The 23,106-nt window shown below is 69.1% G+C and carries 18 protein-coding genes, 2 pseudogenes and 1 other annotated feature; of the genes and pseudogenes, 13 read left to right on the top strand and 7 right to left on the bottom strand.

The window, feature by feature from the left end:
• Positions 1 to 73: 73 nt before the first annotated feature.
• On the top strand, positions 74 to 577 hold the full coding sequence (locus FBQ73_RS08725) for a Spy/CpxP family protein refolding chaperone (RefSeq protein WP_138399111.1): 504 nt from the start codon (positions 74 to 76) through the stop codon (positions 575 to 577).
• Between the two features lie 718 nt (positions 578 to 1,295).
• Positions 1,296 to 1,466, top strand: a pseudogene (locus FBQ73_RS08720) (ArsR/SmtB family transcription factor); the annotation flags it as partial.
• Positions 1,467 to 1,488: 22 nt separating this feature from the next.
• Here the strand turns inward: FBQ73_RS08720 and FBQ73_RS08715 are convergent.
• The 7 genes from FBQ73_RS08715 to FBQ73_RS08685 all read right to left on the bottom strand — a co-directional run bounded on the left by FBQ73_RS08715 (position 1,489) and on the right by FBQ73_RS08685 (position 9,122).
• Positions 1,489 to 2,841, bottom strand: coding sequence for a ferredoxin reductase family protein (locus FBQ73_RS08715; RefSeq protein ID WP_138399110.1), 1,353 nt, complete (start codon positions 2,839 to 2,841; stop codon positions 1,489 to 1,491).
• 133 nt (positions 2,842 to 2,974) lie between these two features.
• Entirely contained in the window at positions 2,975 to 3,928 is a 954-nt protein-coding gene (locus tag FBQ73_RS08710; protein ID WP_210236722.1) for an FAD:protein FMN transferase, read from the bottom strand.
• Positions 3,909 to 6,107: a PepSY domain-containing protein gene (locus FBQ73_RS08705; protein ID WP_138399109.1), complete on the bottom strand. Its 2,199-nt coding sequence runs from the start codon at positions 6,105 to 6,107 to the stop codon at positions 3,909 to 3,911. The genes FBQ73_RS08710 and FBQ73_RS08705 overlap by 20 nt, the downstream gene beginning before the upstream one ends.
• Positions 6,108 to 6,122: 15 nt before the next feature.
• On the bottom strand, positions 6,123 to 6,593 hold the full coding sequence (locus FBQ73_RS08700) for a DUF2271 domain-containing protein (protein WP_138399108.1): 471 nt from the start codon (positions 6,591 to 6,593) through the stop codon (positions 6,123 to 6,125).
• Between the two features lie 44 nt (positions 6,594 to 6,637).
• Positions 6,638 to 7,006 (bottom strand): hypothetical protein, encoded by a 369-nt coding sequence (locus FBQ73_RS08695; RefSeq protein ID WP_138399107.1) that lies wholly within the window; start codon positions 7,004 to 7,006, stop codon positions 6,638 to 6,640.
• 92 nt (positions 7,007 to 7,098) lie between these two features.
• Entirely contained in the window at positions 7,099 to 8,454 is a 1,356-nt protein-coding gene (locus FBQ73_RS08690; RefSeq protein ID WP_138399106.1) for a sensor histidine kinase, read from the bottom strand.
• The gene (locus FBQ73_RS08685; RefSeq protein WP_138399105.1) at positions 8,451 to 9,122 is read right to left on the bottom strand and encodes a response regulator transcription factor; all 672 of its coding nucleotides are present in this window, start codon (positions 9,120 to 9,122) and stop codon (positions 8,451 to 8,453) included. Before FBQ73_RS08685 ends, FBQ73_RS08690 begins: the two co-directional genes overlap by 4 nt.
• A gap of 138 nt (positions 9,123 to 9,260) precedes the next feature.
• On the opposite strand from FBQ73_RS08685, the gene FBQ73_RS08680 reads away from it, so the two are divergent.
• From FBQ73_RS08680 to FBQ73_RS08630, 11 genes and pseudogenes are all read left to right on the top strand, one after another.
• On the top strand, positions 9,261 to 9,548 hold the full coding sequence (locus FBQ73_RS08680) for a PepSY domain-containing protein (protein ID WP_138399104.1): 288 nt from the start codon (positions 9,261 to 9,263) through the stop codon (positions 9,546 to 9,548).
• 213 nt (positions 9,549 to 9,761) lie between these two features.
• On the top strand, positions 9,762 to 10,040 hold the full coding sequence (locus FBQ73_RS08675; protein WP_138399103.1) for a metal/formaldehyde-sensitive transcriptional repressor: 279 nt from the start codon (positions 9,762 to 9,764) through the stop codon (positions 10,038 to 10,040).
• A 12-nt stretch (positions 10,041 to 10,052) separates the two neighbouring features.
• Positions 10,053 to 11,225: a nickel/cobalt efflux transporter gene (locus FBQ73_RS08670; RefSeq protein ID WP_138399102.1), complete on the top strand. Its 1,173-nt coding sequence runs from the start codon at positions 10,053 to 10,055 to the stop codon at positions 11,223 to 11,225.
• 63 nt (positions 11,226 to 11,288) lie between these two features.
• Positions 11,289 to 11,999 (top strand): response regulator, encoded by a 711-nt coding sequence (locus FBQ73_RS08665; protein WP_138399101.1) that lies wholly within the window; start codon positions 11,289 to 11,291, stop codon positions 11,997 to 11,999.
• Positions 11,996 to 13,330: an ATP-binding protein gene (locus tag FBQ73_RS08660; protein ID WP_138399100.1), complete on the top strand. Its 1,335-nt coding sequence runs from the start codon at positions 11,996 to 11,998 to the stop codon at positions 13,328 to 13,330. Before FBQ73_RS08665 ends, FBQ73_RS08660 begins: the two co-directional genes overlap by 4 nt.
• A 78-nt stretch (positions 13,331 to 13,408) precedes the next feature.
• Positions 13,409 to 15,043, top strand: a complete 1,635-nt coding sequence (locus tag FBQ73_RS08655) for an efflux RND transporter periplasmic adaptor subunit (protein WP_138399099.1) — start codon at positions 13,409 to 13,411, stop codon at positions 15,041 to 15,043.
• Positions 15,044 to 15,052: 9 nt separating this feature from the next.
• Positions 15,053 to 18,184, top strand: a complete 3,132-nt coding sequence (locus tag FBQ73_RS08650; protein ID WP_138399098.1) for an efflux RND transporter permease subunit — start codon at positions 15,053 to 15,055, stop codon at positions 18,182 to 18,184.
• 12 nt (positions 18,185 to 18,196) lie between these two features.
• A complete protein-coding gene (locus FBQ73_RS08645) occupies positions 18,197 to 18,571 on the top strand; it encodes a hypothetical protein (RefSeq protein ID WP_138399097.1) in 375 nt (124 codons plus the stop codon).
• 53 nt (positions 18,572 to 18,624) lie between these two features.
• Positions 18,625 to 20,166 carry a multicopper oxidase family protein gene (locus FBQ73_RS08640; protein ID WP_138399096.1) on the top strand — a complete coding sequence of 514 codons (1,542 nt, stop codon included), beginning with the start codon at positions 18,625 to 18,627 and terminating at the stop codon, positions 20,164 to 20,166.
• Between the two features lie 98 nt (positions 20,167 to 20,264).
• On the top strand, positions 20,265 to 21,392 hold the full coding sequence (locus FBQ73_RS08635) for an MFS transporter (RefSeq protein ID WP_246089629.1): 1,128 nt from the start codon (positions 20,265 to 20,267) through the stop codon (positions 21,390 to 21,392).
• A 230-nt stretch (positions 21,393 to 21,622) separates the two neighbouring features.
• Positions 21,623 to 22,889: pseudogene (locus FBQ73_RS08630) on the top strand (IS3 family transposase).
• Positions 21,906 to 22,022, top strand: a sequence feature (AL1L pseudoknot). It overlaps the preceding pseudogene by 117 nt.
• Positions 22,890 to 23,106 lie beyond the last annotated feature (217 nt).

Raw genomic sequence — 23,106 nt, 5'->3', positions numbered from 1 at the left:
CTGCCTGGCGGCGGATGGCAATGACGGTGAATGCCGTCACCTGTTCAAATCCAACATTTGAGAGAACCTGACCATGAAACACGCCCTCATGGCCGCCCTGATGACCGTGCTCGTCATCGCCGGCCCCACCGCGCAGGCCCAGACCGCACCGCCCGCCGGCGCGCCGCCGGAGCCACCCGCCGTCGAGCTCTACAGCGCGGCGGATGCGCAGGCCGTGCTCGATGCGCGCATCCTGGCGCTGAAGACGGTGATCACCCTCAATCCCGAGCAGCAGAAGCTGTGGCCGCCGGTGGAAGCCGCAATCCGCGAGGTGGCCAAGCTGTCCGCCGCGCGCCAGGCGGAGCGGGCCAAGGCGCCGCCGCCGGCCAATTTCGTGGACATCCTGGACCGGGTCGCCGATGCCGAGGCGGTGCGGGCGCGGGACCTGAAGACGGTGACACAGGCGCTGAAGCCCCTCGTCGCGTCCCTCACGCCGGAGCAGCAGCGGCGCATTCCCGCCTTCCTCGGCCTGCGCGAGGGTGCTGGCGGCCTGCCCCAGCCCACCGCCGAGATCTGGCTGTTCGAGGAAGAAAACTGAAGTGCAGTTCCGGCAATAAGCCCCCGCGCGGTGCCGGCCTTCGAGTTCCACACACATGCGTCGCGGGCGTCACATCGAAGTGACGAGGACATCGTCTGTGTAGCTTTTGTATTGTGAGAATTAAATATCCTCGCCGATATCCTGCCAACAGGCTCGGGCTGCTGGCGGGATAACGCCCGGACGATCGCCCCGAATTATGCCAGCGCCCAGTTCATCCCAGTCCGCTCCATTGAAGTACCGCACCGGAGGGGCTGCAGTATGACCCCATCTGGATCGGCCGGGCACCGGGAGCGGGCCATAGAACTCATCCAACAGGCGATCACCGAAGTTCAGGCCGGGATAAACTATGCGGCGCGGAAATTCGGCGACTAAGACACCACAATTGCCCTTCACCGGCGTGTCCGAAGTCGAAACCTTGGTGAAGCGAAATCAGAATGAACCATCACCGCTGACTATTGATATCGGCTGATTGGAGGTCAATGGTCCGCCGATTGGTATGTAGCTTGTCGCCATCTGGAAGCGTAAGGGGGGAGCGCCTTAGGGGGATTTCAGAGTCAAGCGTTGAGTTACTGTGCGGCCATGATACTAGCCATTCCCGTTTGAGGAACCTTCGGGTGCGCCTGCAGCCATAGTAACATCACCAATCCTTTGGTCGGTTAATCAGGGCCGATAGACCCAGAGCTCGACAGTTATTGGATAAATCAATCACTCATGGGTTATGGATTTAACGTCTACCAACCCCGACATGCTTTTCGCGACGCTCGCCGATCCCACCAGACGCGGCCTCTTCGAACGTCTGTGTCGCGATTGTGAGCAGACAATGCATGCGCTGACGGCGCAGGCGGGCGTCTCCCAGCCTGCTGTCTCAAAAAACCTTGGTGTCCTTGAGCCGAACGCCGGGTTCGGCCCAATCAGCGCATCTCGAAGAGCTCCTGATGGAAACGCTGGTACACGGGAAAGCCGCTGGCGGCAAAGTCCCGTCTCAAGGCGGCGCCGAAGCCAGCCGGTCCGCAAAACCAGATGCTGGCCGCGCGCCACTGCGGCACCGCCTCGCGTATCCTCTCCCCTGTCAGATGGCCGTCGCGCCCGCTGACCAGGACATGCAGGCGGACATCGGCCGCCGCCGCATCCTCTGCGAGCTTGGCAAGCGCCGTCTCGTCCACGTCGCCGGTGGCGTGGAACAGGTCGATGGACTGCCCCTGCGGCCAGTCCGGGGACTCTCCCCGCAGCGCCATGTGCTTCATGCGCGCAATGAAGGGGGTGATGCCGATGCCGCCGCCGACCCAGATCTGCCGCCGGCAGTCGTCGTCGAAGGTGAAGCAGCCATAAGGCCCCTCGATCCTCACCTGCTGGCCGACGCTGAGCTTTTCCTTGAGGCGGCGGGTGTGATCGCCCAGATCCTTGGTGATGAAGGTAATCTGCGGGCGCTCGGCGTGCCAGCCGGAGGCGATGGTGTAGGGATGGGCCCCCTCCGATGCGTCCGACATGGCGAAGGCGAACTGGCCTGGACGATGCCCCGGCCAGCCGGAGGGCAGGTCGATCACCGTCTCCAGCGCCTTCACGCCGGGGTAATAGTCCAGCGCGGCGATCCGGCCCTTCACCTGCCGCCCGGCGCCGACCCGGCGCAGGAGCACAATGATGGCCGCGACCGTCCCGCCCGCGAGCAATGGGGCCATCACCCAGCCGAGAGGCGTTACCCAGTCGCGGAAGTTCAGCAGCACCACGGTATGAAACACCAGCACCAGATAGGCGACGGCCAGCAGCCGGTGAGTCTTGTAGAACAGCCGGTAGGGAAAGGCGCGGATCAGCGCCAGCGCGATCAGGAGCACGGCGGCGTAGAACGCCCATTCGCCCACGCCCTCCGCCGTGCCACGCAGCCCCGAAAGGAGGGCTTCCACCGGGTTCGCGATGGGTGGCCGCGCGCCGCGGACGGGCCGCTCCAAGAGGCCCCAGCCGACAGCCCATTTTGGTCCCTGCGCCCACAGCCAGTGGACGACGGCAACCACGAGCGCGGTGACGCCGAGCCATTTGTGCAGCCGGTACATCTTGTCGAGCCCGCCCATCCAGCGCTCAGGCCAGCGGGGGCGCAAGGCCAGCATCATCGCCACGCTCATGGCCACCATCGCGATGACCCCGGTGTACTGCACGGCAGCCCCGCGCACGACGAAGAAGCCGGACGACTGGAATGCCGCCGGCTCCGCCGCGAGCCAAAGGCCCGTCATGAGGACGAGGATCCCGAGCAGGATCAGCTTGATGTGTCGCATCTCGGTGGCTCTCTTCCTGTGCGGTCCGTCACGGGCGGACGAATGTGAGGGAACACGGGGTCGATACCATCCAACGGTCGGGCACCGCATTGAGGGGTCTCAACGGGGCTTGCGGAGGTCGGCGCGCGGCGGCTTACGGCCATGCTTCCAGAACCTCGCCGTCGGTTTGCACGAACAGGGCGGCGAGACCCTGCCTGCGAGCGAGCTCGGGTCCGCGCACGGCGCCGGCCACCAGCAGCGCGGTGGCCCAGGCATCCGCCGCCATGCAGGTCCCGGCGAGGACGGTGACGGACGCGAGGTCGTTCTCCAGCGGCGCGCCGCGGCGCGGGTCCATGGTGTGGGAAAGCATACGGCCGTCGACCTCCACCCGGTGGCGGTAGGCGCCCGAGGTGGCGACGGCGGCGCCGGACAGCTCCAGCACGCCGAGGATCTCCCGCGCGCCGGGAACCGGCTTCTCATGGGCGACGGCCCAGGGGCGGCCGCCGGGCTTCACGCCCTCGGCCCGCATCTCGCCGTCGATGCCCACCAGCCAGCAAGACAAGCCGGTCGCGCCCATCTCGCGCGCCAGCTCATCCACGCCGAAGCCCTTGGCGATGCCCGAGAGGTCGAGCCGCAGCGGCGCGAGGCGTCGGGCCCGGCCGCCGGCCAAATCGAGCTGCAGTGTCTTCGGCGGCTCGAACGATGGTCGTCCGGCGACGCCGGCAATTCCCCGTGCGTCTGGCGTGTGGCACCCGCCGAAGCCCCAGGCCCGGACGAGGTCGCCGACACCGATGTCGAACGCGCCCTCCGAGCGGCGGCCGATGTCGAGTGCCGCAGCGAGCACCTCCGTCAACTCCCGCGGAATCGGAACCCAGACCCCGATCGGTGCGGCGCTGAGGCGTTCCAGATCGGAGTCGGGCCTCCTCGTGGTCATCTGCTGCTCGACACGATCGACGGCGGCCTGAAGGCTGCGGTCGAGGGCGGCGGTGTCCACATCCTCGGTGGTCCAGAAGACCGCGGACCAGCGCGAGCCCATGGTTGGGCCGCTCAGTGCGCGTCGGCGCAGCGCCAAAGGTTGGGGGACGACTTCAGTAGACATCTTCGACATAGCGCCCGCACGATTTGAGGGTGGGAAGATCGAGGCCCAGCGGGCGCACCACCGGATCGAGGGCGCGGGTGACCGCCTCGGCCATTTCGCGGCCGCCGCACACCAGGATCTGCGCGCCCTGCCTCACCAGCTCACGCAGGCGGGGGGCATCGGCGGTGATGCGGTCCTGCACATAGGCGCCGCCATCCGGACCGCGCGAGAAGGCGGTCTGGAGCGAGGTCAGGCGCTTTTCTGCGAGGTGCTGGGCCAGTTCGTGCTCGTAGAGGAAGTCCGACGAGGGGCTCCGGCCACCCCAGTAGAGGTGGACCGGCCGACCCGCCGCATTGGCCCGCACCAGCCCGGCGAGCGGGCCGATGCCGGCGCCGGCGCCAATCAGGATGAGCGGCGTGCGGCCCCCGGCCGGCCGGAAGGCGGGATTGGCGCGGATGAAGGCTTCCACCCTGTCACCTGACGCAAGGCCGTGCAGGAAGGTGGAGCAGAGCCCGCCCGCGCGCAGGCGGACGCAGATTTCAAGCATCCCGTCCCTCGACGACGATGCCAGCGAATAGAACCGCGGCATGTCGGCCCCCGGCGCCAGAATGCCGAGAAGGTCGCCGGGCTCGAAGGCCGGCAGGCGTCCCGCAGGCGCGCCCTGTCCAGGCCGACGAAACCGCAGGATCGCCACCGGTACTCCGCTGGCCGCGCCGTAGTCCTCGCGCGACGCCAGTTCGAGCGCGAGGGTCTTCGGGCGCTCGGCCGTATGTTCGAGCACCAGATCGTGGCCGAGGCTGGTCCCGAGGTCACGTCCCCACTGCGCGAATTCCTGCGCCGAGCGTCGATCGATGCGCTTCAGGGGCTGGAGTTGCGGAAAGCCCTGCACCGCGAACGCGGCCGAGACTTGCTCGGCGTAGCCGCAGAAGCGGGGGAAGCTGCGGTCGCCGAAGCCGAGCACGGCAACCGGCACCCGGCGTTCCATCCGAGGCGCGAGGTGCGCGAGCCGCGACAGGAAGGCACTCGCCGAGCCGGGAGCTCCGCCGTCCCCGTGGGTCGCGGCCAGGATCAGCAGGCGTTCGGTGGCAGCGGGGAACTGTCGTAAGTCATTCATGGCCGTGGTGTGGACGCGATGACCGGCGCGGGTCAGCGCTGTGTGGAGCGTCGCGGCAAATCCCCAGGTGGAATTGCCTTCGCTGCCCACCAGGATGAGGGTGTCGGCGCTGCGCAGGGGGGCGTTCGTCGCGATGCGCGGCCGGGCGGCGCGGCGCCGCCACCATATCACGACGCCGGTCGCACCGAGCACCGGGACCGTGGCCGCCGACAGGCCGAGCAGGAGCCCGAGCGCCCAGGCGCCCCGGCCGGTATGGAGGGTGCGCAGCAGGTCGTTCAGGCGGTCGAGCGGCGTCGCGGGGGTGAAGGACAGCTCCGCGCCCGTCGCCGCATCGATCCGCGCTTCGCCCGCCGCCGTCCGCAGGCCGTAGGTGTCGGTCGGATCGCCTGGGGCAGGGAAGGTCAGTTCGCGCATGCGCACCACATCGATGGCCCGGAGCGCCGCCAGCGTCCCGACCGGCGCGGGCACGCCGCCGCTCGCGGCCACTTCCGGTGTCGTGCCCCCGGTCTCGGGCATCAGGCCGAAGCTGCCCGCCGACATCCACAGTCCCGTGAGGGAGGAGAGGATGAGTCCGGCGGCGGCGAAGCGGCCGAGCTCGCCGTGCCAGCGCTGCGCCGGCGTGCCCCGGATGGGGCGCAGCAATGCGCCCGCGCCGCCGAGGCGGCGGGCAAGGAGGACGGCGCCCGAAACCGACAGGATGAGCATGGCGAGGGCGCCGATCCCCGCCACGGCGCGTCCGGCATCGCCGGAAAGGAAGGCGCGATGCAGGTTCGTCACGAAACGCGTCGTCTCGGAAACCTGATAGGGGCCGAGCCCCGCGCCGGTGCCAGGATCGATCTGCTCCACGCCGCGCCCGCCGCCATCGCTGAAGGCGACGGTGAGGATGCCGTCCGCCCTGAGGCGGATGGCATCGACGCTCTCGTGGCGGGCGGCCACCGCCCCGGCGAGCGCCGCCACACTGGTGCCGGACGGGATTGCCGGCGCGGCGAGGCGGTCGAGCGCCGGCTGGACGGAGAGCGCCGCGCCGGAGAGAGCGGTAACGGTGAGGCCGAGCGCAAGCACGAGGCCCGGCAGCGCATGAAGGCGGCGAAGCATGAGGACCCGACAGGTTCAGAAGGTGACCGAGAAGGACTTGACGTAGCCCTTGCCGGGCGCAGGCTTGCCCGAGGCTGCGGTGTCGAGCGGCACCACCACTTCGGAGGGATTGTCCAGGCCGTCCTCCACCGCGGTATCGACATGGACCTTGTAGCCGACGTCGATCATGGCGTCGGCGAGGTCGAGGCTAATCTTCAGCGTCTTGCCGGAGCCGATGCTGGCGCCGGTGATGCCGTCGATCTCGGTCGCCCGCCCGCCGGAGGCGCGTTGCCAGTCGCTGAGGTGGCGGTAGTACTTCGCCTTGCCGCCGGCCATCCACAAGGTGCCCTTGTAGGCGCCGGCAGCATCGGTGACGTAAAGCACCACATAGGCGCCGTTGCCGCCATAGGCCTTGAGGGTGGTCTCGAAGGTGACCTGGCGGGCCTCGGCGACCACCGGGGCGATCAAGGCGGCGGTGGCGGCCACGGCGGGGAGGATGAATTTCATCGGTCTGTTCCTGGGGGGAGAAAGGGGAATGGGTCGGCCGCTGCTCACTGCACCTCGACCTTGGGGCGGGCCTTGCCGTTGAAGAGGCCGTTGTCGGGCACCGGGGCGCCGGGACCGGCCGGGCCGGCCTGCGGGATTGCGCCGCGGCGCCCACCCTCGTCATCGTCATCGTCATCGTCGTCGTCATCGTCATCCTCCGCGTGACGGCGGCGGTCGTTATGGCGGTCGCCTCGTCCGCGCTCGCGATCCTCTTGCGCGAAGCTGATCGGGCGATCGGCGGCGGAGGCTTCCGTGCCGTCGTGGTGCGTGCGGAAACGGTGGCTCAGGTGATCGGCCTGCGTCGCCGCCAGGACGACGCCAAGGCCGGCGGTAGACAGGAGAAGAGCCGCTGCGATCAGGGTCCGTGTCTTCATGGGTGCCTCCCGGCGGGTGTTGACCGGGAGTAACCTTGCGTCCCCATCTGACGGCGACCTGAAGCGGACGCGGATGTGCGTTCAGCTTCCCGTCAGGATCGCGGCGCGGCCGGGAAGCGTACCGTGGCGCGGAAGCCGTCTGCCGTGCCCGGGATCGGCGAGGTGAGGTCGAGGGTCAGCCCGGCGCCGCGGCAGATGGCGGCGGCGATGGCGAGGCCGAGGCCGGAGCCCTCCGCTCCCGTGGGCCCGCGCTGGAACGGACGCAGGAGGCCCGCCAGAAGGTCCGCCGGCACGACGGGGCCGTGATTTGCGACCTCGAACCGGCCGTCGTCGAGCTGCACCTCGACCGGCGTCTCGGGCTCGCCGTGCTTCAGCGCGTTCTCGATGAGGTTGCGCGCGAGGATGGCGAAGGCGTCCGGATCGAGATCGGATAGCGGCCCGCCGTTCGCCGGGATCGAGAGGGCGATGTCGGTGCCGCGGCCGGTCTGGCGGTCGATGTCCGCGATCACGTGGCGCAGCACTGGCGCGAGCGGCGCCGGCACCTCGGCGACGAGACCGCCCCCCTCGGCCTTGGCCAGCTGCAGCAGCTTCTCGGACAGGCGCGAGAGCCGGCGCAGGGCGCCCGCGATGGCGCGCGCGCGCTCCCGCTCCGGGCCCTCAGGCAGCTCGGCGACGAGACGCTGGGTCTGCGCCAGCGCCGCGGCGATGGGGGTGCGCAGCTCGTGGGCGCTGTTTGCGGTGAAGCCACGCTCCGCCTCCAGCGCGCCGCGCAGGCGTTCCAGCAGCGCGTTGACCGCTGCCGCGACGGGCGCGATCTCCTCCGGCAGTCCCGCCGTTGCCACGGGCGTGAGATTGCCGTGCCCGCGCGTCTCGATGGCACGGCGGAAGGCGAGCATTGGCTTGAGCGACAGCCGGACCGAGAGCCAGACACCGGCCAGCGCGATGGGCACCAAGGCGACGAGAGGCCAGATCAGCGCCGCCACGGCCCGCCGCACCGCCGCGGCGCGGTGCCCGAGATCCTCCGCCGTCGTGACTACGATGGTACCGCGCACCGCCGCCTCGGTGTATGTGCGCAGCCGATCGGAGGTGCGGAAGCCCGGGGCGAGGCCCGCCGGAATTGCCATCAGCTCGGCGTCGCTGGACTGGAGCAGCACGCGCCCTGCGCCGTCGCGCACCACATAGGTGATGTATTCCCGGTGGGGGCCGATGGGCGCCATGTGCTGGGGCGCGTCCCCGGCCTCGCGGGAGAGCAGCTCGGAATAGGCAAGCGGCAGCACCCGCTGCGCCACCTCCTGCAGCGCGCTGTCGAACACCTCGCCGATCTCATGCTGCAGCACCAGGCCTGCCACTGTGGCCGCGGCAAGCCACAGGGCCGCCACCGCCACTGTGAGCCACAGCCCGAGGCGCCGGCGCAGGCTCCACCGGCCGGGCTGGCGAGGCCCGCTCACGCACGCACCTCCGGCGCGCCGAGACGATAGCCCATGCCGCGCACCGTCTCGATCACCTGCGCACCGAGCTTCTTGCGCAGGCGCGCGACATAGACCTCGATGGTGTTGCTCTCCACCTCGGCATCGAAGGAATAGAGCCGCTCCTCGAGCTGCGGCTTCGACATGAGCTGGTGGGGGCGCTGCACGAAGGCCTCGAACAGCGACCATTCGCGGCCGGTCAGCACCACCGGCCGGCCGCCGCGCCGCACCGAGCGGGCGGCAAGATCCACCTCGATGTCGCCGAAGGACACCAGCGGATTGGGATTGCCGGCATAGCGCCGCCCCACCGCCCGGATCCGCGCGCTGAGCTCGAACAAGTCGAACGGCTTGACCAAGTAATCGTCGGCGCCGGCATCGAGCGCCGCGATGCGGTCGGAGATCTGGTCCCGCGCCGTCAGCACGATGATCGGCGTGACGTCGCCCGCCACTCTCAGGCGTTTCAGGAAATCGAGCCCGCGCCCGTCCGGAAGCATCAGGTCGAGCAGGACCAGCTCGAAGGCCGCGGCATGGATCGACTCGGAGGCTTCGTCGAGACGGGTCACCCAGTCGGGCGTATGACCGTCGGCGATGATCTGGTCGCGCACGGCCATCCCAAGGACAGGGTCATCTTCGACCAGAAGGATCCGCATGTGTCGCCTTTGCGTGTTCCGTGCCAACTTAGCGCGTGAGACGAGCCGATGGGGCCCGATAATTTGCATGAGCGTTCAGGTGGGCGTCAGTTGGGCGTGCTTTCTATTTCGCGGGCTGCACACGTCGGAGGATCTTTGGTGAGACGCACGTCAGTTGCTGCGATTTTGGTCTTCGCCGCATGCCTCGGCGCGGGACCCGCGGCGGCCGACCGGGCTTGCAACGTGCCGCTGGCCGACTGGCAGCCACGCGACGCGCTCCAGAAGAAGCTGGAGGGCGAGGGTTGGACCGTACTGTCCATCCGCTCCGACGACGGCTGCTACAAGGTCAGGGCGACCAACGCGCGCGGCGACCGCCTGAAGGCGAAGTACGACCCCGCCAGCCTGGAGCGGATCCCACGGACGGCGGGCGATTCAGATGACGACTGATGCGAGGGCGTATCAGGAATGTCGTGTCAGGCGGGCATGATGGACCTTGTGAAGGGTCCCGATGGCCCGAGGCCAAATCGCTGCAGCCATCGACGCGGTGTCGGCAGATGAGGTGTCGGACGGTCGCCCTTCGCACAAGCCCGACACGGTCCGGGAGAGGAGTGGGGAGGGGAGTAATTTACATAGGGTACCCCCCTATATTATAAATTCACGATGGCACACACGATCAAGCACAAGACCAAGCTTCTCGCACGCATCCGCCGGATCAAGGGGCAGGCCGAAGCCGTGGAGCGAGCGCTGGAAGCAGAGATCGGCTGCACCGACGTGCTGATGCTGGTCGCCTCCATGCGCGGCGCCATCAATGGACTGACGGCGGAGTTGATGGAGGACCACATCCGCCATCACGTCGTGAACCCGGACGCCGAGCCGGACCCCGAGCGTGCCAAAGGCGCCGCCGACCTGATCGAGGTCGTCCGCACCTACCTCAAGTGATCTGAGAGCAAGATGACTGCGTTTACAGACCTGCTCCAGCAGGGGGCCGCGCACGCCTGGCTGTTCATCCCCTCGGCCATCCTGCTCGGTGCCCTGCACGGGCTTGAGCCGGGCCATTCCAAGACGATGATGGCCGCCTTCATCATCGCCATCCGCGGCACGCTCACCCAGGCCGTCCTGCTGGGCCTCGCCGCGACGGCCTCGCACACGGCGGTGGTCTGGCTCATTGCCCTCGGGGGGCTGTATTTCGGGCAGCAATGGGGTGGTGAGGCCAGCGAACCCTATTTTCAGCTCGCTTCAGCCGTGGCGATCATCACCATCGCCGGCTGGATGGCCTGGCAGACGTGGCGCGAGCAGAGCGACGCGCATCACCACCATGAGGACGAGACCCGTCTCCTCCCGACCACGGAAGGGGATCTGGCGCTCGACATCTTCGAGGATGGCGTGCCGCCGCGGTGGCGCATCTCAAGCCCTGCCGGGCGCAGGCTTCCTGACGCCGAGCGCGTTTTTCTCGAAACCCTGAGGCCCGACGGCGGCCGTCAGGTCTTCCCGTTCGTGGGCCGGGGCGAATTCCTGGAGAGCGCGCGAGACATTCCCGAGCCCCATGCCTTTTCAGTGGAGCTGCGCCTGCGCCTCCTCCCCGCCGGCGGGGAGGAGGTCCATGCCCTGGTGTTCGAGGAGCATGACCATGCCCACATGAATCTGGGCAAGGAGGACGACGCCCATGCCCGCGCCCACGCCTCCGACATCCGCAATCGCTTTGCCGGTCGCTCGGTGGCGACCTGGCAGATCATCGTCTTCGGATTGACGGGCGGGTTGATCCCGTGCCCGGCGGCGATCACCGTGCTGCTGATCTGCATGCAGCTGAAGGCGTTCAGCCTCGGCTTCGTGCTGGTCCTGTGCTTCAGCATCGGCCTGGCGCTCACGCTGGTGTCGGCCGGCGTGCTCGCCGCGCTCAGCGTCCGGCACGTCTCGCAACGCTGGTCGGGCTTCAGCGCCTTCGCCCGGCGCGCGCCCTATGCCTCCGCCGCGCTGATCCTGATGGTCGGCCTTTATACCGGCTGGCTCGGCTGGCATGGCCTTGCGCGGGAGCACGCTCCGTCGGCCGGCATCAGCGCGGGCGCGGTGCGGGGCGATTTGTTGCCTGCGCCAACTTCGTATGGCGAAGCACGCCGGCTGGGATAAAAGGGCTTGTCCGCGGAGCGGCCGTCGCGCCCGCAGGACTGCCTTTCAGGAGTACGTCACCTCGTGTCCCCCGAAGGCCATATCCTGATCGTCGATGATGACGCCGAGATCCGACGCCTCGCCGGCAAGTTCCTGCGCGAGCACGGACACAAGGTCACCACGGCCCAGGATGCCCGCGAGATGCGCGAGGCGATGAAGGCGGGGCCGGTGGATCTCATCATCCTCGACATCATGCTGCCCGGCACGGGCGGGCTCGACCTGTGCCGGGACATCCGTCGCACCTCGAACGTGCCCATCATCATGCTCACCGCGCGCGGCAGTGACGTGGACCGCATCGTGGGGCTGGAGCTGGGTGCCGACGACTATCTGTCGAAGCCCTTCAATCCGCGCGAGCTGCTCGCGCGCATCCATGCGGTGCTGCGGCGCATGCGGCCTTCCGATGGCACGGTGTCCGGTGGCACCTTGCTCACCTTTGCGGGCTGGACCCTCGACACCCGTCGGCGGGAGCTGACCAACCCCGCGGCCGTGGTAGTCGATCTGTCGACCGGCGAATACGACCTGCTCCTGACCTTCCTCGAACATCCCCAAAGGGTGCTGACGCGCGACCAGCTGATGGACGCCGCCAAGAACCGCACCGCTACGGGCTTCGACCGCGCCATCGATATCCAAGTCAGCCGGCTGCGGAAGAAGCTTGAGCCCCATGGCGGGCCCGAGATGGTGAAGACCGTGCGCGGCGCGGGCTATTTCTTCGTCCCGGAGGTGGAACGCTCGTGATCCGCGCCCTGATCCGTGCATCGGATAGCCTCGCCGTGCGCACTGCCGTGGTGGCGGTACTGGGCATCGTCGTCGTGCATCTGCTGAGCCTGTGGACCTACGAGCACGCCATGGAGCGCGAGCGCCACGCGGCCCATGCCATCCGCCTCGCCGACCAGATCGTCGCGTTCCGCCGGTCGCTCGCGGCGGCGGCGCCGGAAAGCCGCGAGGATGTGGCCCATGAGCTGTCCGGCGGCGCCATCGACGCCCACTGGAGCCGGGAAGCCATGGCCGCACCCGGCTCCCATGCGGTGGAGGGATGGCAGCGCCTCGTCGACGACGTGCGCACGCTGGCGCCCGACCTCGGGCCGCAGGATGTGCTGGTGGGCGCGGGCACCGACCCGCACCTCAGCCTGGTCGCCGTGCGCCTTCCGGACGGCAGCTGGCTGAACGCCCGCCTGTTCGCCTCCGTCCCGCAGGCGGCCGGGGCGCACGGATCGGTGCTGTCCACGACCCTCATGGCGTCGGGCGTGCTGCTGCTGTCCCTCGCCATCGCCGCCTGGCTGACGCGGCCGCTCAGGGCCATGGCGCGTACCGTCGCGGCCCTTCCGCCGGATGCGGCGCGCGTTCACCTGCCCGAGACGGGACCGAAGGAGGTGCGGGAGCTGGCCCACGCCTTCAACGGGATGCAGGCGCGCATCGCCGGACTCGTCGAGCGGCGCACCCAGGCCCTCGCCGCGGTCTCCCATGACCTGCGCACGCCCATGACGCGCCTGCGCTTCCGCCTCGAGGATGTGAGCGACCCGGCGCTGCGCGATGCCATCGCCGGGGATGTCGCGGAGATGGAGCAGATGGTCGAGGCGACGCTCTCCTACCTGCGCGGCGAGGCGAGCGAGGAGCCCGTGCGGCCCCTCGACCTCGTGGCTTTGGTGGAAACCATCGTGGACGATGCGCGGGACCGGGGCCTGCGGGCCGATCTTTCGGCGCCGCCGCGCCTGGTCGTCGCGGGGCGACTCGTCAGCCTGAAGCGGATGGTGGGCAATCTGGTGGAAAACGCGCTTGCCTATGGCGGCTCCGCGCATGTGTCCATCATGGACGAGGAAACGGATGCCGTCCTGACGGTGCGGGACGAGGGACCGGGGATTCCAGAGGACCAACTGGCCGCCGTGCTTGAGCCCTTCGTGCGGCTTGAAGCGTCGCGCAGCCGCGCCACCGGCGGCGTCGGGCTCGGCCTCACCATCGCCAGCGCGGTGGCCGAGGCGCACGGCGGCACGCTGACCCTCGAAAACGGCGTTGGCGGTGGGCTCGTCGTCACGGTGCGCCTGCCCAAGGTCCAGCCTGAAACAAACTGATACAGAAGCGATACGCGGCGTGACAGCCCGTGCGCTATCTGGCTCCCGTACCGGAACGAGGATCGGACGGGTTGAAGGATGGTACGCCATTTCGTGTGGAGAGCAGGCCTTGGGTCGTGCGCCCTTCTCGCCGGCTTGATGCTGGTGATGGGCGCGATGGCCCACGAGGGCCATGACCACGGCGCGCCTGCCGCGCCACCGGAGGCGACACTAGCCCCCCGCGCCGAGGCAACCTCCGCCGATTTCGAGCTGGTCGCCGTGCTGCGTGGCGGCACGCTCGCCATCCACCTCGACCGCTTCGCCGACAACGCGCCGGTGGATGGCGCGACCATCGAGATGGACACGCCTGAGGGCGCACTGACCGCAAGGCCGATGGAGCCCGGCACCTATGTGGTCGCCGCTCCGTTCGCCGCGAAGCCGGGCGCCCACGATCTCGCCTTCACGGTCACGGCCGGCGGCACGGTGGACGTGCTTGCAACCACTCTCACAGTGCCCGCGGCTCGGGCGCCGGCGGCCCCTCGCGCCACCCCGGTGGCGCTGGGGCTGCTCGGCGGGTTGCCGTTGGGCTTGCTCGCTGGCGCGGTCATCGGATTCCTTGCGGCGATCGTCCTGATGGCGCTGCGGCGGCGCTCGGCGGCGCTTGTTCTCGCTGCCGGTCTGGGACTTGCCGCATCGCTGCCGCCGGATGCGCAGGCCGAGGATGCGCCGAAGCCTCCCGTCCGTGATGCGGCCCAGCGCCTGCCCGACGGCTCGGTGATCGTACCGAAGCCGAGCCAGCGCATCCTCGGCGTGCGCACCATCGTCACCGCATCCGCCAGCCATGCCCGTGCGGTGGAATTGCCGGGGCGTGTGGTGCCGGATGCCAATGCCAGCGGGCTGGTGCAGACGGCGGTGGGTGGGCGGCTGGCACCGCCGCCGGGCGGTTTCAAGCCGCTCGGCACGAGGGTCGCGGCAGGCGACATCCTCGCGTTCGTGCACCCATCCATCGGCGCCTCGGACCTCAAGGACCTGGAGCAGCAGGGCTTCGAGCTGGACCAGCAGATCGCCATCGTGAAGCGTCGCTATGAGCGCCTGTCGGCTATCCAGAACGCCGTCACCCGCCGCGAGGTGGAGGAGACGGAGATTGAGCTGAAAGGACTTCAGACTCGCCGCGCCACGCTGGAGCGGGTGCAGCGCGAGCCGGAGGCGCTGCGCGCGCCTGTCGCCGGCGTCATCGCCACCTCGGATGCGGTGGCCGGGCAGATGGCGGACCCGAACACGGTGGTGTTCCGTATCATCGATCCCGACCGGCTGTGGGTGGAGGCGCTGGGTTTCTCGCCGGATGTCGGAAGGTCAGGCGCTTCGGGCCGGCTGGCCGATGGCCGCTCCGTCACGCTCGCCTTCCTCGGCGCGGGAATGTCCGACCGTGGTCAGGCTCTTCCGCTGCAGTTTGCCGTCACCGCGGGTTTCGAGGGGCTGCGCCCAGGCCAGTTTCTCACGGTCCTCGCGGAGGCCGGCGCCCCGCGCACGGGCATCGCCATCCCCCGCACGGCGGTGGTGCGCGGGGCGAACGGTCAGGCCATCGTCTATGAACATGTCGCGGCCGAGCGCTTCGTTGCGCGCGAGGTAAAGACGGAACCCCTCGATGCCGGCCGCGTGCTGGTGGTGGCCGGCCTGCCGCCCGATCGCCGCGTGGTTACCGAGGGTGCCGAACTCATCGACCAGATCCGCTGAGGCCGGCCGATGTTCACCTTCCTCGTCGCCCAGTCCCTCAAAAGCCGCCTGCTGGTGCTGGCGCTGTCCCTCGTGCTGGTGCTCACCGGCGCCTTTGCGGTCACCCGCCTGCCGGTGGATGTGCTGCCGGACCTCAACCGGCCCACCGTCACCATCATGACCGAGGCGGAGGGCCTTGCCCCGGCCGAGGTGGAACAGCTCGTCACCTTCCCGCTGGAGACGGCCATGAACGGCCTTCCGGGCCTCATCCGCCTGCGCTCGGTCTCGGGGGTGGGGCTCTCCGTCCTCTATGTGGAGTTTGATTTCGGCACCGACATCTTCCGCGACCGCCAGCAGATCGCCGAGCGCCTCGCTCTGGTGCGCGACCGGCTGCCGGCGAACGTTGCCCCGCAGATGGGACCCATCAGCTCCATCATGGGGCAGATCCTGATGTTCGCGGTGACGAGCGACACCGCATCTCCCATGGCGGTGCGCGAGGCGGCGGACTTCATCATCCGTCCGCGGCTGCTCGCCATTCCCGGCATCGCGCAGGTCATCCCCATGGGCGGGGAGGTGCGGCAGTTCCGCGTTTCGCCGGACCCGGCCGCCATGCGCGCCCTCGGCATCTCCGTCGATGCGCTGGAACAGGCGGTGGCGCAGTTCGGTACCAATTCCGGCGGTGGCTTTGCCGACCATGGCGGGCGCGAGTTCCTGATCCGTAACATCGGCCGCACCCTCAGCCTGGATGATCTCAATAGCCTGGTGCTGCCCCGCCCCGGCGGCGGCACCGTCTTCCTGCACCAGGTGGCGCAGGTGGATTATGCAGCCCGCATGAAGCGGGGCGATGCCGGCTACATGGGCCGGCCGGCAGTGATCGTCTCGGTGGAGAAGCAGCCGGAGGTGGACACGATCGCCCTCACCCGCGCGGTGGAGGACGCGGTGACCGACCTCAACCGCACGCTGCCCGACGGCATCCGCATCGCGCCGCCGGTGTTCCGGCAGGCGGACTTCATCTCAGCGTCCGTCGGCAACGTGGAAAAGGTGCTGCTGGAGGCCATGGCGGTGGTGGCCGTGGTGCTGTTCGCGTTCCTGCTGAACTGGCGCACCACCTTCATCTCGCTCACCGCCATCCCGGTGTCGATCCTCGCCACGGCCATCGTGTTCCACGCCTTCGGCCTGTCCATCAACACCATGACGCTGGGCGGCCTCGCCATCGCCATCGGCGAACTGGTGGACGACGCGGTGGTGGACGTGGAGAACATCTTTCGCCGCCTGCGCGAGAACGCCGCCGCTGCGGCGCCTAAGCCGGTATTCGACGTGGTGGTGGCGGCGAGCCGGGAGGTGCGCTCGGGCATCGTCTATGCCACGGCCATCATCGTCCTGGTGTTCGTGCCCTTGTTCGCGCTGCCGGGCATCGAGGGGCGCTTGTTCGCGCCGTTGGGGCAGGCCTACATCGTCTCGATCCTCGCGAGCCTTGCCACCTCCATCACGCTCACGCCGGTGCTCGCGTTTTACCTGCTGCCAGCGCTCAGCCGCCATGGGGAGCGGGAGGGCGCGCTGGTGCGCGGCGTGAAGCGCGGATACGCCGGCCTGCTCGCCGCCGCCTTCCGCCACCCCCGCCTCGTGATGGGCGCCACCGCGCTTCTCTTCCTCGCGGCGGTGGTGGCCGCCGCGGGCCTGCCGCGCGCCTTCCTGCCGCCGTTCAACGAGGGCTCGCTCACCATTTCCATGTCGTTCCGGCCCGGCCTCTCGCTGGCCGAGAGCCACCGCATGGGCCTTGTCGCGGAAAAGCTCATCCTGGAGGTGCCGGAGGTAAAGGCGGTGGGCCGGCGCACCGGTCGGGCCGAGCTGGACGAGCATGCCGAGGGCGTCCATGCCTCCGAGATCGAGGTGGACCTCACCCTCTCCGATCGCAGCCGGGCCGAGATCACCGCCGACATCCGCGACCGCCTCTCGGTGCTGCCGGCCGCCATCAACGTTGGCCAACCCATCTCGCACCGGCTCGACCACATGCTCTCCGGCGTGCGGGCCGAGATCGCCCTGAAGCTGTTCGGCGACGACCTCGATACCCTGCGCACCACGGCGGACGACCTGCGGGGGCGCCTCGCCGGCATTCCCGGCCTTGCCGACCTGCAGGTGGAGCGGCAGGTGCGCGTGCCGGAAGTGACGGTGCGCGTGGACTATGGCCGCGCCGCCCTCCACGGCCTCCAGCCCGCGCAGGTCACCGACGCGCTGGAGCGGCTGTCCAACGGTCGCGTGGTCTCCCGCCTCATGGACGGCGCGCGGCGCTTCGACGTGGTGGTCCGCCTGCCCGATGCCGCCCGCACCACGCAGGGCCTCTCCGGCCTTCTCATCGAGACGGCTGCGGGCTGGGTGCCGCTCTCCCAGGTCGCGGAGGTGAAGGAGACCGACGGGCCGAACCAGATCCTGCGCGAGGGCGGGCGCCGGCGCATCGTCGTGCTGGCCAACACCGCCGGCGGGCGCGACGTGGCGGCCGTAGTCGCCGACATGCGCCGGGTGATCGCGACGACCACCCTGCCGGCCGGTATCTCCGCGAGTCTTGAAGGCACCTTCGCTGCGCAGGAAGAGTCCATGCGCACCATCGGCGGCCTCTCCGCGGTGTCGGCGCTGCTCGTGTTCGCGCTCCTCTACAGCCGCTACCGCTCGGCGTTGTTCGCCGCCATCATCATGGGCAGCGTGCCGCTGGCGCTCATCGGCGCGGTGGTGGCGCTGTGGATCGCCGGGCAGCCGCTCTCGGTGGCGAGCATGATCGGTTTCGTAACGCTCACCGGCATCGCCGCGCGCAACGGCATCCTGAAGATCAGCCACATCATCAACCTCGCCATCGCCGAAGGCCTGCCGTTCGGTCCCGCGCTGGTGGCGCGCGGGAGCCTTGAGCGGCTGACCCCGGTGCTGATGACGGCCGCCTCCGCCGGCATCGCCTTGCTGCCGCTCATGAGCGGGGCCGAGGTGCCGGGCAAGGAGATCCTGCACCCGGTGGCCGTCACCATCTTCGGCGGCCTCGTCAGCGCCACGCTGCTCGATGCCGTGCTCACCCCCGTCCTCGTCCTTGTCTACGGGCGCCGCCCGCTGGAGCGGCTGGTGGCGGCGGCGGGCGAGACCGGCCCCACACCAGCCGCCGCCCGTGCGGATGCCTTTTGATCGGAGTGCGCCATGATCTTCCGCCCCCTTGCGTCAGCCCTCATCGCTCTTCCCCTTCTCGCGACGCCGCTCCTCGCGCACGAGCCCGGCACCGGCGCCCACGGCGGCGTACGCGTGGATGCCGGGCATTATCATGCGGAACTGGTGGCCGACGGGACGCCTGCCGTCTCGCTCTATCTCAGCGACGGCTCCGACAAGCCGGTTCCGGCGGACGGCTTCAAGGCCAATGCCATCCTGGTTGTGGATGGCAAGGCCCAGCGTTTTCCCCTCTCGCCCGCCGGCGGCAGCCGGCTTGCCGGGACGGCACCAGTTGCCATCCCAAAGGGCGTGAAGGGCGTGGTCCAGATCTCCGCGCCCGACGGCGCCACGACCCAGGCGAAATACTGATCTCAATCCCTGCCTCGCCTCGTCTGCCCGGCGACGCACCCAGGAGGCCGACCATGACCCGACCTGAGCACCTGTCTTCCCTGTCCCGCCGCACCGTCCTCGCGGGTGGCGCCGCTGCCGGCGCGCTCGCCCTCTCCGGCGGGTGGAGCCGCGTCGTCGCCGCCCCGCTCATCACCGTGGAGAGCCTCACAATCGACGTGAACGGCAAGGCGGCCAAGGTCTTCGCCGTCAAGGGCCCGGCGGGCGAAGGCATCTTCGCGAAGGAGGGCGATCGCCTCGCCGGCGCGGTGCTCAATGCCTCGCAGACGCCGGCGGTGATGCACTGGCACGGCCAGATCTTCGCTCTGGCGGACCAGGACCGCGCCCGCCCCGACGGCGGCGAACTCGCGCCCGGTGGAACGGACCAGGTGGACTTTCTCCTCACGCCCGGCACCCACTGGATGCATTCCCATACGCTGAGCGAGCAGCAATTGCTTGCCGCTCCCCTCGTCACCCGGGAGGCGGATGCGGGCGAGGCGCAGGACGTGGTGGTGATGCTGCACGATTTCTCCTTCCGCAGCCCGGAGGAGATCCTCGCCGGCCTCGGTGGCGCGAACGCTCATGGCGGCCACGGCATGGGTGGGTCCACGCAGGGAATGGCGGGAATGGCGATGCCGGGAATGGACCATGCAGGTCACGGCATGGGCGCGATGGGCGGTATGGGTGGCGGGATGATGGGACCCGCTTCGGCTGGCGCCGACGCCGGCCACATGGGGCACGGAATGGGTGGCGGGATGGGTGGAGACATGAGGGCCCACGCCAACGACGTCGACTATGATGCCTTCCTCGCCAACCGCCGCACCCTCGCCGATCCCGAGGTGGTGAAGGTGGAGAAGGGCGGAAAGGTGCGGCTGCGCATCATCAACGGCGGCACCGCCACGGCCTTCTTCGTCAGCGTGCCGGGCCTGAAGCCGCGCTGCGTCGCGGTGGATGGCTCGCCCTGCGTCCCCATGGAGGCGGAGGCTTTTCCGTTGGCCCAGGGCCAGCGCATCGACCTTCTCGTGGATATTCCGGCGAGCGGCGGCGCCTTCCCGGTGCTGGCGCAGGTGGAGGCCTCGCCCCGGCGCACCGGCGTCATCCTGGCCACCGCCGGAGCGTCCGTCGCGCGCATCGCCGACACCGCCGACCGTCCGCAGGGCCTGCTCGACCTCACGTTCGAAGGGCGCCTTTCCGCCGGGAAGCCGCTTGCGCAGCGCAAGGCGGACAAGGTCTTCCCCATCATGCTCGGCGAGGAGGCGGGCTATCGCTGGACCATCAACGGCCGCACCTATGGTGAGGGAAGGCCCTTCGCCGTCAGTCCCGGCGAGCGGGTGGAGATGACCTTCATGAACCCCACCACCATGAGCCATCCCATGCACCTGCACGGCCACCATTTCCAGGTGGTGGGCATCGGGAGGCGTCGCTTCTCCGGCGCGCTGCGCGACACGGTGATGGTGCCGCCGCACATGCCCGTCACCATCGCCTTCGACGCCGGGCCGAAGGGAGAATGGTTCCTGCACTGCCACCACCTCTATCATATGGCCACGGGCATGATGGCGGTGGTGAAGGTGGCGTGATGCAGGACGCGGACGGGGCCCACCCGGAAAGCCGCCCGGAGGCTGCAGGTCCGCGTCCCGCGATCCCGAGAACTGTCTGGGCTCTCGGCTTGGTCAGCATGTTCATGGACATCTCGTCCGAGATGATCCATGCGCTGCTGCCGCTCTTCCTGACCGGCACGCTCGGTGCGAGTGTCGCCATGGTGGGCCTGATCGAGGGCGTCGGGGAATCCACGGCGCAGATCGCGAAGGTCTTCTCGGGCTATTTGTCGGACCGCTTCGGTCGACGCAAGCCGCTGATCCTGCTCGGCTACGGACTCGGCGCTGGATCCAAGCCGTTCTTTGCCCTGGCCGGCGCTCCGGCGATGGTGTTCGCGGCGCGCTTCGCCGACCGCGTCGGCAAGGGCATCCGGGGCGCGCCCCGCGATGCGCTGGTGGCCGACGTCACCCCGCCCGAGATCCGCGGACGTGCCTATGGCTTGCGCCAGGCCCTCGACACGGTGGGCGCCTTCGTCGGGCCGCTGCTTGCCGTCGCGCTGATGGCGGTGTTCGCCGACGACATGCGGGCCGTCTTCTGGGTCGCCCTCGTCCCCGGCGCTCTTGCCGTGCTCTGCGTCGTCCTGGGTGTCGAGGACAGGTCCGTGGGCACGGTTGGAACAGGCCGGCCTCCACCGGTGCGGATCGCGGATCTCAAACGCCTCGAACGTCCCTTCCTTGTCGTCGTGGCCATCGGTGTCGTCTTCACGCTCGCGCGCTTCAGCGAGGCCTTCCTCGTCCTGAAGGCCCACGACGATGGACTGCCGCTGGCGCTCGCTCCGTTCGTGCTCGTCGCGATGAATGTCGTCTATTCCCTTGGCGCCTATCCCGCCGGCGCCTGGTCGGATCAGGCGCCGCCTGAGCGGCTCTTGCTCAGCGGCCTCGCCGTGCTGGTGGCGGCCGATCTCACCCTCGCCTTCGTGCCAGGCCTCTGGGGGGCGTTTCTCGGCATCGGCCTATGGGGCGCGCACATGGCACTCACCCAGGGTCTCCTCGCCAAGCTCGTGGCCCAGAATGCCCCAGCGGCGCTGCGCGGATCGGCCTTCGGCCTGTTCAATCTCGCCACCGGCCTCGCGACGCTCGCGGCGAGCCTCGCCGCCGGGCTGCTGTGGGACATCAGCGGCGCCCGGGCGACGTTCATCACCGGAGCCGTCTTCGCCCTCCTCGCATCCGCCCTCGTGATCACCTTCGATCCCAGCCGGAAGTCCTGAGGCGGTCCCGCCGACCATCGTCGCGGGAGGCGCGCTGGTCCTGTCCTCGGACGCACTCTCATCGACCGAGATACTTGATGAGCGCCGCGATCCCGAGGACGACCACCACCAAGACCAGGAGGCCGAACAGCGACATCCCCCACATGCCGGAGCCCATCATGCCGTCAAAATTCATCATGGTGAACCGCCCCGGGTTTGCCGGAGGCTCCAACTCCTGAGAAGGTGGAGCCATGAGAGGCAAGACGACGAACAAGTTCTCCCCCGAGGTGCGCGAGCGGGCGGTGCGCTGGTGCTGGATCACGGGCATGAGTATCCGTCCCGCTGGCAGGCGATCCTGTCGATCTCGGCGAAGATTGGCTGCTCGGGGCACTCGCTGAACGAGTGGGTGAAGAAGGCCGAGGTGGATGCCGGCAAGCGGGCCGGTGTGTCGACGGACATGGCCGCGAAGCTGAAGGCGCTTGAGCGTGAGAACCGGGAGCTTCGGCAGGCAAACGAGATCCTGCGCAAGGCGTCGGCGTATTTCGCCCTGGCGGAGCTCGACCGCCGGTCGAAGACATGATCGCGTTCATCGACGATCATCGCAGTGCGTATGGGGTCGAGCCGATCTGCAAGGTCCTGCCGATCGCCCCATAGCGATCCGGAACGGATCGCGTCCCGCGATCCTATGCGACCTATCATGCGCATGTTGCCCGGCGGCTTGATCCCTCGAAGTGCTCGGAACGGGCGCGGCGGGACGCGGCCTTGCGGCCACAGATCGAGCGCGTGTTCGTCGAGAACTTCGAGGTGTACGGGGCACGCAAGGTCTGGCGGCAGATGGTGCGGGAGGGGGTCGATGTCGCCCGCTGTACCATCGGGCGGCTGATGCAGGGCATGGGCCTCGCCAGCGTGATCCGCGGCAAGCCGGTCCGCACCACGATGCGGGACAAGGCCGCGCCATGCCCGCTCGATCATGTGAACCGGGTCTTCCATGCCCCGGCACCGAACAGGCTGTGGCTGTCCGACTTCACCTATGTCAGCACTTGGTCGGGCAACGTCAACGTGGCCTTCGTGATCGACGCCTATGCCCGCCGCATCGTGGGCTGGCGGGTGAGCAGGACAGCCCATGCCAGCTTCGTGCTGGATGCGCTGGAGCAGGCCCTGCATGAGCGACGGCCCGTTCATCGCGGCGGCCTGGTGCACCATAGTGACCGCGGCTCGCAATACGTGAGCATCCGCTACACCGAGCACCTGGCGGAAGCCGGCATCGAGCCCTCTGTCGGCAGCGTGGGCGACAGCTACGACAATGCCATCGCCGAGACGATCAATGGCCTCTACAAGGCCGAAGTCATCCATCGGCGGGGTCCCTGGCGCTCCTTCGAGGCCGTCGAGTTCGCGACGCTGACCTGGGTCGACTGGTTCAACCATCGCCGGCTGCTGGAGCCCATCGGCAACATCCCGCCGGCCGAAGCCGAGGAACGCTACTACGCCATGCTCGACGAGCAGAAACGGGCGGCGTGATTCACACCAAACAGCCTCCGGCAAACCCGGGGCGGTTCAATCTCGCCGCAGCGCGTATCTGGATCGATGCGCTATGAGTCCGCTGCCTAACACTACTTTGGCAGAATCAGATTGGCGGTCTCCAGATGGCCCTTCGGCAGTGGGGGCAAGTTGGCGGTAGTGATGCGGAGGAGAGTGCCTTGAGGACGGCTCTGCGGACCTGAGGCAAGGTCGGCCG

The organism is Xanthobacter autotrophicus (genome assembly GCF_005871085.1).
Taxonomy (GTDB): domain Bacteria; phylum Pseudomonadota; class Alphaproteobacteria; order Rhizobiales; family Xanthobacteraceae; genus Xanthobacter; species Xanthobacter autotrophicus.
The sequence above is the reverse complement of the archived record's forward strand: the minus strand, read 5'-3'. Positions and strand labels throughout refer to the sequence as shown.